Annotated in this window: 15 protein-coding genes; 9 read left to right on the top strand and 6 right to left on the bottom strand. The window is 44.4% G+C overall.

Annotated elements, in window-relative coordinates:
• Positions 1 to 92 precede the first annotated feature (92 nt).
• Positions 93 to 2552 carry an ATP-dependent helicase HrpB gene (gene hrpB, locus ACY3ZI_RS15895; RefSeq protein WP_487375491.1) on the bottom strand — a complete coding sequence of 820 codons (2460 nt, stop codon included), beginning with the start codon at positions 2550 to 2552 and terminating at the stop codon, positions 93 to 95.
• A 161-nt stretch (positions 2553 to 2713) separates the two neighbouring features.
• Between hrpB and sfsA the strand changes: the two genes are divergently transcribed.
• The 7 genes from sfsA (at position 2714) to panD (ending at position 8890) form a co-directional block, all read left to right on the top strand.
• Entirely contained in the window at positions 2714 to 3430 is a 717-nt protein-coding gene (sfsA, locus tag ACY3ZI_RS15900) for a DNA/RNA nuclease SfsA (protein ID WP_211887770.1), read from the top strand.
• A gap of 190 nt (positions 3431 to 3620) precedes the next feature.
• Entirely contained in the window at positions 3621 to 4076 is a 456-nt protein-coding gene (dksA, locus tag ACY3ZI_RS15905; protein ID WP_006659320.1) for an RNA polymerase-binding protein DksA, read from the top strand.
• A gap of 378 nt (positions 4077 to 4454) precedes the next feature.
• A complete protein-coding gene (gene pcnB / locus ACY3ZI_RS15910) occupies positions 4455 to 5981 on the top strand; it encodes a polynucleotide adenylyltransferase PcnB (RefSeq protein WP_211887768.1) in 1527 nt (508 codons plus the stop codon).
• Positions 5982 to 6052: 71 nt separating this feature from the next.
• On the top strand, positions 6053 to 6535 hold the full coding sequence (folK, locus tag ACY3ZI_RS15915; protein WP_108478344.1) for a 2-amino-4-hydroxy-6-hydroxymethyldihydropteridine diphosphokinase: 483 nt from the start codon (positions 6053 to 6055) through the stop codon (positions 6533 to 6535).
• 66 nt (positions 6536 to 6601) lie between these two features.
• The gene (gene panB, locus ACY3ZI_RS15920) at positions 6602 to 7393 is read left to right on the top strand and encodes a 3-methyl-2-oxobutanoate hydroxymethyltransferase (protein WP_036952616.1); all 792 of its coding nucleotides are present in this window, start codon (positions 6602 to 6604) and stop codon (positions 7391 to 7393) included.
• Between the two features lie 34 nt (positions 7394 to 7427).
• Entirely contained in the window at positions 7428 to 8291 is an 864-nt protein-coding gene (gene panC, locus ACY3ZI_RS15925; RefSeq protein WP_487375492.1) for a pantoate--beta-alanine ligase, read from the top strand.
• Between the two features lie 218 nt (positions 8292 to 8509).
• The gene (gene panD / locus ACY3ZI_RS15930) at positions 8510 to 8890 is read left to right on the top strand and encodes an aspartate 1-decarboxylase (protein ID WP_006659325.1); all 381 of its coding nucleotides are present in this window, start codon (positions 8510 to 8512) and stop codon (positions 8888 to 8890) included.
• Between the two features lie 64 nt (positions 8891 to 8954).
• On the opposite strand, the gene ACY3ZI_RS15935 is transcribed toward panD, so the two are convergent.
• Complete coding sequence (locus ACY3ZI_RS15935) at positions 8955 to 9725, bottom strand: ABC transporter permease (RefSeq protein ID WP_108478347.1); 771 nt, start codon at positions 9723 to 9725, stop codon at positions 8955 to 8957.
• On the bottom strand, positions 9722 to 10663 hold the full coding sequence (locus ACY3ZI_RS15940; protein ID WP_036955596.1) for an ABC transporter ATP-binding protein: 942 nt from the start codon (positions 10661 to 10663) through the stop codon (positions 9722 to 9724). Before ACY3ZI_RS15940 ends, ACY3ZI_RS15935 begins: the two co-directional genes overlap by 4 nt.
• A 254-nt stretch (positions 10664 to 10917) precedes the next feature.
• On the opposite strand from ACY3ZI_RS15940, the gene can reads away from it, so the two are divergent.
• On the top strand, positions 10918 to 11571 hold the full coding sequence (gene can, locus ACY3ZI_RS15945) for a carbonate dehydratase (RefSeq protein WP_036955599.1): 654 nt from the start codon (positions 10918 to 10920) through the stop codon (positions 11569 to 11571).
• A gap of 73 nt (positions 11572 to 11644) precedes the next feature.
• Here can and hpt read toward each other — a convergent pair whose 3' ends face one another.
• Together hpt and cueO are read right to left on the bottom strand one after the other, a co-directional pair.
• Entirely contained in the window at positions 11645 to 12181 is a 537-nt protein-coding gene (gene hpt / locus ACY3ZI_RS15950) for a hypoxanthine phosphoribosyltransferase (protein WP_108478397.1), read from the bottom strand.
• 115 nt (positions 12182 to 12296) lie between these two features.
• Positions 12297 to 13961: a multicopper oxidase CueO gene (cueO, locus tag ACY3ZI_RS15955; protein ID WP_487375493.1), complete on the bottom strand. Its 1665-nt coding sequence runs from the start codon at positions 13959 to 13961 to the stop codon at positions 12297 to 12299.
• 330 nt (positions 13962 to 14291) lie between these two features.
• Between cueO and ACY3ZI_RS15960 the strand changes: the two genes are divergently transcribed.
• Entirely contained in the window at positions 14292 to 14639 is a 348-nt protein-coding gene (locus ACY3ZI_RS15960; protein WP_036955602.1) for a YacC family pilotin-like protein, read from the top strand.
• A gap of 64 nt (positions 14640 to 14703) precedes the next feature.
• On the opposite strand, the gene ACY3ZI_RS15965 is transcribed toward ACY3ZI_RS15960, so the two are convergent.
• Positions 14704 to 15744: an AbrB family transcriptional regulator gene (locus ACY3ZI_RS15965; protein WP_211887761.1), complete on the bottom strand. Its 1041-nt coding sequence runs from the start codon at positions 15742 to 15744 to the stop codon at positions 14704 to 14706.
• Between the last annotated feature and the right edge of the window lie 22 nt (positions 15745 to 15766).

The following is a 15766-nucleotide window of genomic DNA, read 5'->3' on the forward strand; positions in this document are numbered from 1 at the left end:
TCACGGAAGAAAGCTCCTAATTACACTTCCTTACGCTGCCTATCGAGACCAACAGCCTAATTTACAGCCCGTTATTAGAGCACAAAATTAGGTTATTTCGCACTCATCATCGCTTTTTTTGTTTGTCGCGTTGGTTCGGCATTCGCAGGGTCATCTGGCCAAGGATGTTTTGGATAACGCCCTTTCATCTCTTTTTGTACCTCTTTATAGCTCCCTTGCCAAAATGCACCGAGATCTTGAGTTATCTGGATAGGGCGCCTTGCCGGCGAAAGTAGCGATAATGTTAGCGTCACTTTACCATTTGCCACGGTTGGGTTGGCTTTTTCACCAAACACTTCTTGCAAGCGAATTTCAACCACTGGCGGCTTGTCTAGCGCGTAGTGAATACTTACCTCACTCCCAGAAGGGGCGATATAGGTCATAGGGAAAGTGCTGTCGAGCCATTGACGCTGCTGCCAGTCCAACCGATTCAATAATAAATTCATTAAATCAATTTCTTGCAGCTTTTTCTTACTTGTCACACCATTAAGATAAGGGGCTAACCATTCATCAAGCGTCTCGAGTAAAGTCTCATCATCCATTGCAGGTAATGGCGTATCAGGAAAATAACGCGCCGCTAACTCACAACGAATGCGCAACTGTAGGGTATTTTCTTGCCAATTTAACTGTTGCAAACCATTTTGCTGAAGCCAGTACACCAGTGCATTTTTAATCTCTTCCGGCTCTGGATTAGTCAGCCGTTGAGATTTGACGACTAACTGCCCGCATTGTAAGCGCCGCCATGCCAGTAAGCTCCCCCGCCGCTCATCCCATTCAACTGTCTCTTGAGTGCTAAAAAGATGCGGGCAATCCTGTTGAAGCTTTTCAATTTCAATAGGATACGCCAGTGAGATACGCGCATCCGCCGAGATTTCTGACTGCCATAATGCCGCCACCATCAGCCATTCACTCCCCATTAACGGATCATTGTCGTTCAGTATTGCCCCTAACCCGCTGGCTAATTGATAACGAGTTTGATGGTCACGGGATTTCGCTATGTAGTCAGGAAACCCTGCGGCAAGTAATGTTGGTAACCACTCACTAATCAATCCAGTGGCTTTTCCTAAAGAATGGGTAACCTTGTCACCACTTAAGATAGAGGCGCGTTTGCACCAATTCTCCGTCGGGCGTTCTAAATGGGTATGTATGTCAATCACACCGCCACGGGAAGGCTCTTCAATAATTGCCGTTAATAATGCAGCCAATTGAATAACAGATTTATTTTGAGTTTGCTGCGCGTGATACAGCATGGCGGCAGTACGAACTGACGTTCCCGTTCCCGCCATTTTACTCCCCATCGACGTGAGTTTCCCTTGGGCATCGGTGACACCCAATTTGAATAACAGGTTTTTTGCTGCTGATAATGCCGCCTCAGGGGGAACATCTAACCATTGGAGTTGAGAACTATCGTGACAGCCCCATTGAAGGAGCGCTAACCATAACCCGCTTAAATCACTATTATTGATTTCTGCCTCACTAAATTGTGCTGCACGTTCGGCTTGTTCGGCACTCATTAAATGCCAGCATACACCCGCTTCTAAACGCCCTGCTCGCCCCGCACGTTGGGTCATTGAAGCTTGGCTAATGCGTTTTTTAATTAGCTTTGTCAGCCCACTTCGCGGGTTAAATTGCCCTACGCGCTCAAAACCGCTGTCCACCACTAAGCGGATCCCTTCTATGGTGAGACTGGTTTCCGCAATGTTGGTCGCCAGCACGACCTTACGTTTTCCTTCAGGGGCAGGTAGAATCGCTTGTTGCTGAGCTTGAATTGATAGCGCGCCATACATTGGGCATAACATCACATCGTTAGTCACTAACCCTTCTAACTCGCTTTTCGTCCGCTCAATTTCGCCCACTCCCGGTAAAAAGAGTAACAAAGAGCCAACTTGTTGCTGCATCAGTTGCCAAACCGCGCTCGCGACTTCTTGATGAAACGGTTTATTCGGATTGATGGGCTTATATTCCCGTTGAACAGGGAATGTCCGTCCTTGTGAACTGATCACCGGCGCATCAGGAAATAGCTGGCTAAGCCCTTGATCATCCAGCGTAGCCGACATTAGCAGAATTTTTAAATCGTCCCGCAGTGCTTGCTGAGAATCCAACAACAGCGCTAACCCTAAATCAGCCTGCAAATTACGCTCATGAAATTCATCCAAAATAACCAATCCAACACCTTCAAGCATCGGGTCATTTTGTAATTGGCGAGTGAGAACCCCTTCCGTCACTACTTCCAAACGCGTTTTTGCGCTCACTCTGCTTTCTGAGCGCATACGCAAACCAATGGTTTCCCCTACCGATTCCCCTAACTGCTGCGCTAAGCGAGCGGCGACTGAGCGTGCTGCAATACGCCGCGGCTCTAACATAATAATCCGCCCGTCTATCTGTCTACTTTTGAGGATTTCTAACGGCAATACCGTTGATTTCCCTGCTCCCGTCGGCGCATGCAACAGAACTTGAGAGGATTTCGCTAGAGCAGCGAGTAAGTCATCACTTACTTCTAAGATAGGGAACACTAAGGGGTAACTCCATGAGGTTTAACTTTCTATGTGAAGCATTGTAGCATTAACAAATTGTCGCATTAACGAATATGACGCATTAATACTGTCTATGAGCTAACACCATATATAGGATGGTGTAATGTTATGTCACGAACAACGCGGTAAACGGAGAAAACATGGAATTTATCCCCCCTTTAAAATCAGCCACATTAATTAAACGCTATAAACGTTTTTTAGCGGATGTCGTCACACCCGAGGGAGAGGAAATGACGATACACTGCGCAAACACGGGGGCGATGACAGGCTGTGCCACTCCAGGGGATACCGTGTGGTACTCCACTTCGGATAACCCAAAACGAAAATATCCGTACAGTTGGGAGCTAACACAAACCAAAAATAACCATCTGATTTGTATTAACACGCTGCGGGCGAATCAATTAGTGGCAGAAGCGTTGGCAAAAAAGCATATTCCAGAATTATCTGACTACAGTATAGTGACCCCTGAAGTGAAGTATGGAAGTGAAAACAGCCGGATTGATTTTTTACTCACTCAAGAGGGCTTAGCTGATTGTTTTATTGAAGTAAAATCAGTGACTTTGTTGGAAAATAACCATGGCTATTTCCCTGATACTCAGACAACCCGAGGACAAAAGCACCTTAGAGAGCTGACTTTGATTGCTAAAGAAGGAAAACGCGCCATACTTATGTTTGTCATTTTACATAGCGGTATCCACGTAGTATCCGCGGCTGCACATATTGACTCTCAATATGCAGCGTTGTTAGAACAGGCTATAGCCAATGGCGTCGAAGTTCTGTGTTATCAAGTGGATATATCTAAACAAAAAATGCAAATAGGGACATCAATTCGCTTCACCCCGACTAAGTCATTTTAGTTTAGTCGATATTTAAACAAGGTCATCGAGTTATGAGTGCTTGAGAAGGGAAGAAACACGCTTGTCTTCACAGCATTACAAAACTCATCACATGAACGATTGCCAAGACGGCTGTCTTCTGATATTTATAGCGACCTTAAATTTTCCCCCTTGGGGTTTTTGTAAAATTTGCGTGTGTAGGAGAAGCATTATGCAAGAAGGGCAAAAACGTAAGACATCGTCCTTAAGCATTCTCGCCATTGCCGGGGTTGAGCCCTATCATGAGAAGGCTGGCGAAGAGTACATGAACGAAGCCCAATTGGCGCATTTTAAGCTCATTCTCGAAGCATGGCGCAATCAACTCAGAGATGAAGTGGACCGGACTGTTACTCATATGCAAGATGAGGCAGCTAACTTTCCAGACCCCGTTGATAGAGCCGCTCAGGAAGAGGAATTCAGCCTCGAATTACGTAACCGCGACCGCGAACGTAAATTGATCAAGAAGATCGAAAAGACGCTGAAGAAAGTTGAAGATGAAGATTTTGGCTACTGCGAATCTTGTGGTGTGGAAATTGGCATCCGTCGTTTGGAAGCGCGTCCAACAGCAGATTTGTGCATCGACTGTAAAACATTAGCAGAAATCCGCGAAAAGCAGATGGCTGGCTAATTGTTGTTTTGGGAGTCCTCAACGGCGCATTAACCCTGCGCCGTTATAAGGATTCGCACCCTCAAAAAAATTTAAACTCCCCTTTTCCTCGTCTTTATTTCTCTCATTTTCTCTACATTTGTTATCGTTTGCGTCTCGCGCAAAAAGCTACAATTTGTATAATATTCACTGGTTTAATTGATATAAAAAATAATTAGCCATGACTTTTATTCGTTTAACCATTCTCAAAGAAACTTCAGTGAGCTATGATTAGCCGCTTATTTTGTTTAATGAATCTATGTAATGACATCGAGGTGTACTATTTTTAACCGAGTAGCAAATTTCTGCCGCAATATTTTATCTCGCAATGAACCAGCATCGTCCACAGAACAGGACTCGATGCCAAAGCGTGGTGCGCGAGACACACAGGCAGCCGGTGAAAGGCCAGTCACTCCTTCTGCATCAGAGAAAAAATCTGAGAGGAAAACTCGGCATGAGCAGAATACTAGACATGACCAGAATACGAGACAAACAAAGAAAGCGGTTCGTCCCTCTAAACGTTCCGATGCTCAAACACAAAAGCGAACATCCGTGACGAAACAAGAATCGATTACCGTTATTCCACGCGCTCAACACATAATTTCGCGTGATGACATTAGTGAAAATGCACTGAAAGTATTGTACCGCCTCAATAAGAATGGCTATGAAGCCTATTTAGTTGGCGGTGGTGTACGTGATTTATTATTAGGCCAAAAGCCAAAAGATTTCGATATCACCACCAATGCAACCCCAGAACAAATTCGCAAGCTATTTCGTAATTGCCGACTGGTTGGTCGTCGATTCCGCCTTGCGCACATTATGTTTGGTCCAGAAATTATTGAAGTCGCTACCTTCCGCGGTCACCACGACCAAGAAGTCGATGATAAAAATCTGTCATCTCAAGCGCAAAATGGCATGCTGCTTCGCGACAATATTTTCGGTTCCATTGAAGAAGATGCTATCCGCCGTGACTTCACCGTCAACAGCCTGTATTACAACATTGATGATTTCTCCGTACGCGATTACGTCAATGGATTACAAGACTTAAAAGAAGGCGTCATTCGTCTGATTGGCGACCCAGAAACACGCTACCGTGAAGATCCCGTTCGGATGATCCGCGCCGTGCGTTTCGCCTGTAAGTTGAATATGCGTATCGAGCCAAATACCGCAGAGCCGATTCATCGCTTAGCCCCATTGCTGCGTGAAATCCCTTCTGCGCGACTGTTTGAAGAGTCATTAAAATTACTTCAAGCCGGCTATGGCTACGCCACCTATAAAATGCTGAATCAGTACCATCTGTTTGAACAACTGTTCCCTGTGATTGCGAGCCGCTTCACTGAGAATGGCGATTCACCGATGGAAAAAGTCATTGAACAAGTGTTAAAAAACACCGATTTCAGACTAAAAAATGATAAGCGCGTCAACCCTGCATTTTTATTTGCAGCCATGTTATGGTATCCCGTCACTGAGCACGCAGAGAAACTATCACAGGAAGGCGGTCTTGCTTACTATGATGCCTTTGCGCTGGCAATGAACGATGTCCTGGACGAACAGTGCCGCTCTATCGCAATACCAAAACGTATCACCACCACCATGCGTGATATCTGGATGTTGCAATTACGCTTACCTCGTCGCCAAGGGCGTCGTGCGAATAAATTAATGGAGCACCCGAAATTCCGTGCTGCCTTTGATTTACTAGAGCTTAGAGCCAATGTGGAACACCGTAATGAGTTACAAGAACTCGCTTTATGGTGGAATGACTTCCAACAAGCCAATGCCCAGAAACAGCGTGAAATGATCTCGGAGCTCGGTAGTGCGCCAACTCGTCGCCGCCAGCGTCCGCATCGTTCATCACAATCCGGTAATAGAAAACCGAATAAATCATAATGGTATCAATCGCAGCGGCTTAAGTGGTCGTTGCGATCACCATAGAGAGATTAAGATAGAGAGATAAAGAGATGGAGCAAGTGTACATTGCCATTGGCAGCAACTTAGGCGAGCCACTGAAGCAAGCACAACAAGCGATTGCCGCATTAGATGCGATTCCAAGCACTCGCGTTGTGAGCACTTCCTCTATTTATCGAACTAAACCCCTCGGCCCACAGGATCAACCTGATTTTCTCAATCTGGCTGTTTTGCTGGAAACCGAACTTGAACCTGAAGACTTACTCAATCATACCCAAAAAATTGAACTGGATTTAGGGCGCGTTCGCAAAGATGAGCGCTGGGGACCGAGAACATTAGATCTCGATATCATGCTGTTTGGCAATCGAGTGATCCACACCGAGCGCTTAACTGTTCCACATTATGGGCTAAAAGAGCGTGAATTTATGCTGTACCCGCTCAGTGACATTACCCCTTCCCTGATTTTTCCTGATGGTGAAAAACTGTCAGAAAGACTTACACACGTCCCTCAAAATGGCCTAATGCTTTGGGAATAAATTCCTAATGTATTTAACCTCGTTCAGGTATGGTCATAAGAGAAATCATTTCCGGAGGTTATTTTAATGAAACCCATTTCTCTCGCTGATTTGTGTCAATATAAAAAAGAGAAACACAAATTCGCTACCATTACAGCCTACGATGCCAGTTTTGCTCAACTGTTTGCTGAGCAAGGTATCCAAGTGATGCTGGTTGGTGATTCCTTAGGTATGACTATCCAAGGCGAAACCAGTACCCTTCCTGTCACTGTCGAGCAGATTGCTTACCACACTCGTTGCGTACGTAAAGGCGCCCCTAACGCATTTATCATCGCCGACATGCCTTTTATGAGTTATGCCACGCCTGAGCAAGCCTGTGCCAATGCCGCTATTTTGATGCAAGCTGGTGCGAATATGGTGAAAATCGAAGGTGGCAGCTGGCTATGTGAAACCGTCAAAATGCTGTGTGAACGTTCCGTACCAGTCTGCGGTCACTTAGGCTTAACCCCGCAAGCGGTAAACGTACTTGGGGGCTATAAAGTCCAAGGTCGTGATGAAGTCACTGCCAATCAGCTTATCAAAGATGCGATTGCTCTCGAGAATGCAGGCATTCAACTGCTGGTTCTTGAATGTGTACCGACATCCCTTGCGAATCAAGTCACTGAAGAATTACTGTTGCCTGTCATTGGAATTGGTGCTGGTAATGGTACTGACGGTCAAATTCTAGTGATGCATGATGCATTAGGGATCACCGCCAAACCGCCAAAATTTGCGAAAAACTTCTTGGCTGAAGCGGGCAATATTCACGATGCTATTCGCCTATATATTCAAGAAGTTGAGCAAGAAATTTACCCGAGTGACGCTCACTCATTTTCGTAATTCTGTATGAAATATAACGATAAGGATGGGAAGTATGCGGATCGTTGAAACATCGCCAATCTTGCGCCGTGAAATTCGTCGCTGGAAACAAGAAGGCAAACGTATTGCGTTTGTCCCAACGATGGGCAATTTACATGATGGACACCTGACACTGATTGACCAAGCTAAACAGCAAGCTGACATTGTCATTGCCAGCATTTTTGTCAATCCAATGCAGTTTGACCGTCAATCTGATTTAGCCAATTATCCTCGTACCTTGCAGGAAGATTGCGAAAAACTGAAACGTAAAAATGTCGATTTAGTTTTCGCACCGTCTGCCACCGAGTTTTACCCTGAAGGTATGGACAACCAAAGTTACGTTGAAGTACCTGAAATTTCTACCATGTTAGAAGGCGCTAGCCGTCCAGGGCATTTCCGTGGCGTTGCAACAGTGCTGACCAAGCTGTTTAACTTGGTTCAACCTGATATCGCATTATTTGGTGAAAAAGATTATCAGCAACTTCAGTTAGTGCGTAAATTGGTGACTGACCTTTCTTTCGATATTCAAGTTGTCGGTGTCCCTATCGTTCGTGCTAAGAATGGCTTAGCCCTGAGTTCACGCAATAATAATCTGTCTGCCGATGAGCTAAAAATCGCCCCTCAGCTGTTTGCAATTATGCAAAAAGCAGGTGAGAAGCTCGCGGACTCTCCCGCGGCAGCACCCGGTTTAATTGGTGAAATGGAAGAATCTTTGCGCCAAGCAGGATTTACCCCTGACGAACTCTTTATTCGCGATGCCGATAACCTCGGTGAACTGACGGTTTCCAGCCGCCGCGCCGTGATTTTAATGGCTGCATGGTTAGGTCAAACCCGTTTAATCGACAATCTGCAAGTCGAGTTACCGCTCGATATCGCTTAGAAATGAAATACTTTAGATTCAAATAACCTAGTATTTATTCAAACTCATTGCTGTCACAGCTAGGCGGCAAGTAAACGCGACCCTAGGAGCATACATAAGTATGTGACTAGGGCAAGAGAGCGCAGCCAACAACGCTGTGGCATACAATGAGGAAGAAGAAATGTGACTAGGTAAGAGCACACAGCTAACAACGCTGTGGCTTGAATGAGGAAGAATAAATGCAAAGAAAAATGCTACTAGGTAAGCTCCACCGCGCTACAGTCACTCAAGCTGACCTCCACTATGAAGGCTCTTGCGCTATCGATCAGGATTTCTTAGATGCCGTCGGTATTTTAGAATACGAAGCTATCGATATTTATAATGTGGATAATGGCGAACGTTTTTCAACCTATGCGATTGCAGGGGAACGCGGTTCTAAAATTATCTCTGTCAATGGTGCTGCTGCACGCCGTGCGGCGGTTGGCGATAAGCTGATTATTTGCACTTACGGTATGTTACCTGATGAAGAAGCCCGCCAGCATCAACCTAAAGTGGCTTACTTTGATGCGAACAACACCATGAGCCGTATTGCTAAAGCCGTACCAGTACAAGTGGCTTAATTTAATATAGAAATGCCCCTATTAGGGGCATTTATTCCAACCTCAGCTCAGCCTATTTGCTAGGTTAACTTCTTAATCCGCGACCTTGTTCAATTAAATACCATGTCAAAGCATAGAAGATAATTAAAAACACCATTAATACGCTCAAAGTCACGACGATAGAAACATCCGCAATGCCTAAAAAGCCATATCTAAAGCCGCTTATCATATACACAATCGGGTTGAGTTTAGAGACAGCCTGCCAGAATGGCGGCAGTAAAGATAACGAATAGAAAACCCCACCCAGATAGGTCAGTGGCGTTAAAACGAATGTTGGAACAATGCTGATATCATCGAAGGTTTTAGCAAAAATTGCATTTAACAGACCCGCAAGGGAGAACACAATCGCTGTTAATAACAGCGTGATCACCACCATTGACCATGAATGAACCTGCAATGGGATAAAGAACAAAGATACGATAGTCACCAAGAATCCGACTAAAATCCCACGCGCAACCCCACCGCCAACAAAACCGGCGATAATCACGTGAGTCGGTACGGGAGCAACGAGCAACTCTTCAATATTTTTCTGGAATTTAGAACCAAAAAATGACGAACAGACGTTGGAGTATGAGTTAGTGATCACCGCCATCATAATAAGACCAGGGACAATAAACTGCATGTAGTCTACACCGCCCATATCGCCAATTCGTGAACCAATTAAATTTCCGAAAATCACAAAATAGAGCGACATGGTGATTACAGGTGGCAGCAACGTTTGCACCCAGATACGACCAAAGCGAGTGACCTCTTTGATCCAAATCGTTTTTAAGGCAACCCAATATAGCGAGATCATTGCGCACCTTCCTGCTCTGAAACTTGGTTATCTTTCTTCACTAAACTGACAAACAGCTCTTCAAGGCGGTTAGCCTTATTGCGCATACTCAAAATTTGAATTCCTTGGTCACTTAACTGGCTGAAGACACCATTGAGCCCTTGCTCACGTTTCACATCCACTTCGAGAGTTGACGTATCCACCAAGCGGGATTCGTACCCCGTTAAACTTGGAATTGGGCTTTTTGGCATCAAATCGAAAATAAACGTTTCTGACTCTAGCTGGCTTAAAAGCTGCTTCATGCTAGTATTTTCCACCAGCTCACCATGCTGAATAATCCCGATATTACGGCACAGCATTTCCGCTTCTTCCAGATAGTGAGTGGTCAAAATAATGGTGGTACCCTGTGCATTCAGCTTTTTCAGGAACGTCCACATAGAACGACGCAGTTCAATATCAACACCGGCAGTCGGCTCATCGAGGATCAACAGTTTTGGTTGATGCATCAAGGCACGAGCTATCATCAGGCGACGTTTCATCCCCCCAGATAAATTACGCGCACGTTCATTACGTTTTTCCCACAAATCTAACTGAGTAAGATATTGCTCTGCGCGCTGGTTTGCCACATTACGAGGAACACCATAATAACCCGCTTGGTTTAAAACAATCTGTAAGACCGTTTCAAACGGGTTAAAGTTGAACTCTTGAGGCACTAACCCAAGTTGCTGTTTAGCTAGGACAACTTGCTTATCTAAGTCATAGCCAAACACTTTCACTGAGCCACTGGTTTTGTTGACCAGTGAACTAATAATGCCAATTGTTGTTGATTTTCCTGCACCATTCGGTCCAAGTAAGGCATAGAAATCACCATCTTCCACGCTTAAATCAATGCCACGCAACGCTTTCACGCCACCTGCATAGGTTTTGGTCAGCTGCGATAGTTCGAGTGCGTAAGTCATATATTAAAAATACCTTTATTCTTGGGGCTGTTTGGAGGCAATATAGATTAATGATGCCACTTTTTCCTGTCGGATGTTATGCAGAAAAGTGATAATAATTTAACAATATATTATTCAACATCCCCCTTAATGAGGGTTGTCATGTATAAATGAGTGGTTCATCATAGATGTGAAATTAGTATAACTAATTATTATTTAATCAATAAATGCTGTATAAGATTTTATCGCAAAGTCACACAACTAGGCTATAAGTCATGATGAGAAAAATTGAAGAGCTGTTTGCTAATAACGAAGCATGGTCAGCGTCTGTAAAAGAAAAAGATCCTGAATTCTTTAAAGAATTATCAAAAGCTCAAAAACCAAGATTTCTATGGATCGGCTGTTCAGACAGTCGAGTGCCTGCCGAAAAACTGATCAACGCGGCCCCTGGGGATCTCTTCGTTCACCGTAATGTGGCGAACTTAGTTATCCATACGGACTTAAACTGTTTATCAGTTATTCAGTATGCGGTTGATGTTCTGGAAGTCGAACACATTATTATCTGTGGTCACTATGGATGTGGTGGTATTGAAGCAGCGGTGGATAACACCGAATTGGGCCTGATCAATAACTGGTTATTACACATTCGAGATATCTGGTATCGCCATAGCTCTATGTTAGGTGAACTGAAACCGTGCGAGCGCTTAGATCGTCTTTGCGAATTAAACGTGGTTGAGCAAGTGTATAACTTAGGTCACTCCACTATCATGCAATCCGCATGGAAACGTGGTCAGAAAATCATGATCCACGGCTGGGTTTACGGTATCAATAATGGTCGCTTACACGACTTACACATTACCTCAGATAGCCGCGAGAAGTTAGAGTTAGGTTATCGTGAGGCTATCTCTAAGCTCACACAGAAAAAATAATCTTTCGAAAATAAAATAGCAAAAGAGCAGCCTAGGCTGCTCTTTTTATTGCTAAGAATACAGTTTAAAAAACTTACTCTTCCAGCAGAGTGACATGCCCAATGTACGGCAGGTGGCGATACTGCTGCGCGTAGTCGATACCATAACCGACAACGAATTTATCTTCGATTGAATAACCAATCCACTCAACCGGTACATCCACTTCACGGCGAGAAGGCTTATCCAACAGAGTACAGATTGCCACAGATGCAGGCTCACGCAGGCCAAAAATTTCACGGACTTTATTTAACGTGTTGCCTGAGTCAATGATATCTTCAACGATCAGCACATGCTTACCGCGAATATCTTCATCTAAGTCTTTCACGATTTTCACATCACGGCTTGATGTCATTGCATTGCCGTAGCTTGATACGGTCATGAAATCAACTTCATGAGGTACGGTGATTTTACGGCATAGATCTGCCATAAAAATGAAGGAGCCTTTTAACAGACCAACCAGCACTAAATCACCTTGTTTGTCTTGGTAATGAGCACTAATGCTGTCTGCTAATTCACTGATTCTTTGAGCAATCTCTTCTTCAGAGATCATTACATCCAGAGTATGTTTCATCATCTATTACGCATGTATGGGAAAGGAAAGCGCGTAATTTTAACATAAGCCACACAAAGACGCGACGACAAAACAAATGGCAGTGACCACATCGCCACTGCCAGTTTCGATGACCTTAACCTACGGTAAAGCCCATCATCATGCCAGTATCTTCATGCTCCAGTAAGTGACAATGTGCCATATAAGGGTGCTGTGGCGTCGCAGTATGTTTAAATTCCACTAAGACTTCGCTCACTTGCCCTTCCACTTTCACAATGTCTTTCCAGCCTTGGCGATGCGGTTCAACCGGGCGACCATTTTCTTTAAGGATCCTAAAACGCGTTCCGTGAACATGGAATGGGTGCAGCATCATATCGCCACGCCCTGAAATCACCCAAACCTCTTGCTGATTTAGCGGCGCATTAAACGCAGGGTGTGTCATTGAGAAAACTTGTCCATTGATGGTATTCGCATTATGAATATCCAGATCACCTGTGCCCATACCGCAATGACCGCCATTACTTTGCGTACCGCCTGCCATATTGCCATGACCCATATTGCTGTTATTCATATTGCCATGGTTCATGTTTCCACTTCCCATATTGCCACCATTCATATTGGAATGATCCATATTCCCCATCATACCGCCATGACCCCCCATGTTCCCCATCGCCTGCGGACCATATTTTTCGCGCAGCATCATCATGCCTTGCATATCCAAGCGCATATCCATCATCAAATGGAATTTACGGCGATTTAGCCCCGTCAGTGAAGGAATGGCAGCAATCGTTGCTAATTGTTCAGGTAATTTTCCAGCTCCCGCACTCAAGGTAGTTTCAATGCGTAAAACAGGCAGTGGCTGATCAAATGGCGCGATGGTCATTCCCATTTGCCCAACAGGTAAAGTGACAAGGTCGAAGGAACGACCGTCAGAGGCATCAATCAATACTTCAAAGCGTTCGCCCATTAAAATCGGTAATTCAGTTAATGCGATAGGTTCAGCCAGTAATCCTCCATCACTGCCCACCACATACATTTTACGCCCATCACTGGTCGATACATTCAAGCTACGTGCGTTACAACCGTTGAGTAAACGCAGGCGGATCCAACCTTTCGGCGCAACATGTTTAGGATAAACCGCTCCGTTGGTTAGCATCATATCCCCAAACCAGCCCACGGCAGCACTCATGACGTCTAATTGATAATCAATTTGTCCGTCATCTTTTAAGCGCTTATCTTGCAGAATAACGGGAATATCATCGACGCCCCACTCGCTCGGTAAGCTATGTTTTTGGCTGTCTTCATCTTTAACAAGCACTAATCCCGCTAGTCCCATCGCCACTTGGTAACCAGTTTTTCCGTGAGTATGAGGATGGAACCAGCAAGTGGCTTCAGGTTGGTTGAGAGTGAAATTGACTTTACGGCTAGCACCGGGAGCGATAATCGCTTGAGGTCCACCATCTTGCTCGCCGGAAATTTCCAATCCATGCCAGTGTACGGTTGTCTCTTCAGGTAATTGGTTGGTGATATTAATGTTTACTGACTGCCCATTTTTCAGGCTAAGTGCTGGACCCAATAAATCGCCGTTATATCCCCACGTTGTAGTTTTCTTGCCCGGTACAAACTGTGAAATACCTTGCTTGATAGCGATTTGAATATTCCCTTGTGCATCCGGTTCTACAAGTGGTGGAATAGCCAATGTGGGATAATTCCCAGCAGCAACAGCCATGCGGCTCCAAACTGGCAGTGCGCTCGCAGCATAAGCGATAGCACTCAGCTTCAGAAAATCACGACGTAACATAGATAACCTTCCTTTTATTTATCAAAATCAACAATCAGTGAGCACGGTATGACAAGTCTGAAATTGCCCTTGCCAAGCAAAACGTGGTTTAATGATTGGGATGATAAAGCTTCCCCTTACAGGAAGGTCAATAAACCCATGCATCTAATATGGGCTTATTACATAGATTTAAGAAAGTTAGAATTGACTAACGAATCTATACACAAAATAATCTAAAGTGCTTAGTATCTATAGAGTACATCGTAGTCATAAAGAAATCAGGCAACTTGATGTAATGCGAGTATGTTCTTATGCTAATGTTACTTGACATAAAAACCAGATGAATATCGAATGCAAAAATTTATATTGATGTCATGCTTAATGATGCTTTTGGGGCTAACCAATACCGCCAAAGCACTCTCTACCAATGAAGCTGAAGACCTCGCTGATCTGACCGCTGTATTTATTTATTTAAAATATGATTGCGGCTATTCCCAAATTCCTGACAGAGAAATTGAACGCGCCATTGTTTACTTTGCGAAAAGTAATAAATGGGATTTGGGAAATTACAACTCCGATAAAATGAGTAAGCTGAATAAAGAAAGCTACGATGATTTAAAAGGTATTCCATTGACTCAAGAGTTTAAATGCCAATCTTTGGCAAGAGACTCTTTAGGGCTATTTGCTTACGTAAAATAAGCCTAAAATCCCAGCGGAAACATGTCGATCCCCTTTATAATCCACATCGATACATGTTTCCTCCTTATCCCTCTTTCTTCCCTTTTCGCTCCTGCCAAAACAGTACTACCGATGGAATCGTTTGGATAATCACCATCCGAATAATATGGTTGGACATGACAAAGCCAGCATCCAAATTCATCGTTATTGCCGCGAAAGTCATGGCTTCCATACTTCCCGGAGCCCAAGCCAACAATAACACCGCAATATCATATCCCGTGATCCACGCAGCAAACACCGTGATCAAAAAGGTCAAAATAATATTGATGATCACCACTTGGGCTGAAGAGTAGATATTTTTTATCAGCGCGGATAGCGGGAATACAATGAAATGATTACCAATATTCATCCCAATTAAAACCATACTCAGTTCAGTCAGCATCAATGGGAAATGGAGCTGAACATCAATCCAACCTTGAATTAACGTTGCCGCACCGAGGGACGTTAACATAAAAGGCGCCGGTACTCGCAGGCGTTGCAAAAACATCCCGACGACCACACCCACCGCCACAATCACCAATAACCAGAACGTGGATTCAAGCGTTAACGTTGGCCATTCAATTAGTGGCTGAGGATCGCCCTCACTTCCTACCACTAAACCTGCCAATAAAATAAGGATGATTAAACGGATAGTATGGGAGATAACAATTTTTTGCGGCGGCGTATGGGTGTGATCCGTTAAGGCAAGGATGGCCGCCATCGCTCCAGGCACTGAGCCCAACATCGCTTCTTGTTTTGTCCACCCGACCTTGCGGTGAAACCAAAAAAAACTAAATGAAAACTGCACGGCTAAACAGACCACCAACATCAATAACAGTAGCAATAAGTTATCTGCATCCTTCAGCGACACTTGATTAAACATCAGACCTACAGAGGTTCCGAGCGTCACTTGAACAAAAGTAATAGTGTGTTTAGGAGTGGGGAATGAGAAACCAAAACGATGGAAAATAATAATGGCGATAATCGGACCGAACATCAACGCTAAGGGAATGCCGATATAAGTGAGTGAGCCGCCAACAATGGCACAAAGAATGATCCCAACACTCATTTTTATCAGCTTTATCATCGGACAGTAACCCATGGAATAA

The organism is Providencia sp. LY12 (assembly GCF_057621555.1).

Coding starts and splice junctions, on each gene's coding strand:
- cueO (WP_487375493.1), bottom strand. CDS start 13,961: ATGTTACGTCGTGATTTTCTGAAGCTGAGTGCTATCGCTTATGCTGCG.
- pcnB (WP_211887768.1), top strand. CDS start 4,455: ATGCCAAAGCGTGGTGCGCGAGACACACAGGCAGCCGGTGAAAGGCCA.
- folK (WP_108478344.1), top strand. CDS start 6,053: ATGGAGCAAGTGTACATTGCCATTGGCAGCAACTTAGGCGAGCCACTG.
- ACY3ZI_RS15960 (WP_036955602.1), top strand. CDS start 14,292: ATGCAAAAATTTATATTGATGTCATGCTTAATGATGCTTTTGGGGCTA.
- panB (WP_036952616.1), top strand. CDS start 6,602: ATGAAACCCATTTCTCTCGCTGATTTGTGTCAATATAAAAAAGAGAAA.
- panD (WP_006659325.1), top strand. CDS start 8,510: ATGCAAAGAAAAATGCTACTAGGTAAGCTCCACCGCGCTACAGTCACT.
- ACY3ZI_RS15935 (WP_108478347.1), bottom strand. CDS start 9,725: ATGATCTCGCTATATTGGGTTGCCTTAAAAACGATTTGGATCAAAGAG.
- sfsA (WP_211887770.1), top strand. CDS start 2,714: ATGGAATTTATCCCCCCTTTAAAATCAGCCACATTAATTAAACGCTAT.
- ACY3ZI_RS15965 (WP_211887761.1), bottom strand. CDS start 15,744: ATGATAAAGCTGATAAAAATGAGTGTTGGGATCATTCTTTGTGCCATT.
- hpt (WP_108478397.1), bottom strand. CDS start 12,181: ATGAAACATACTCTGGATGTAATGATCTCTGAAGAAGAGATTGCTCAA.
- panC (WP_487375492.1), top strand. CDS start 7,428: ATGCGGATCGTTGAAACATCGCCAATCTTGCGCCGTGAAATTCGTCGC.
- dksA (WP_006659320.1), top strand. CDS start 3,621: ATGCAAGAAGGGCAAAAACGTAAGACATCGTCCTTAAGCATTCTCGCC.
- can (WP_036955599.1), top strand. CDS start 10,918: ATGATGAGAAAAATTGAAGAGCTGTTTGCTAATAACGAAGCATGGTCA.
- ACY3ZI_RS15940 (WP_036955596.1), bottom strand. CDS start 10,663: ATGACTTACGCACTCGAACTATCGCAGCTGACCAAAACCTATGCAGGT.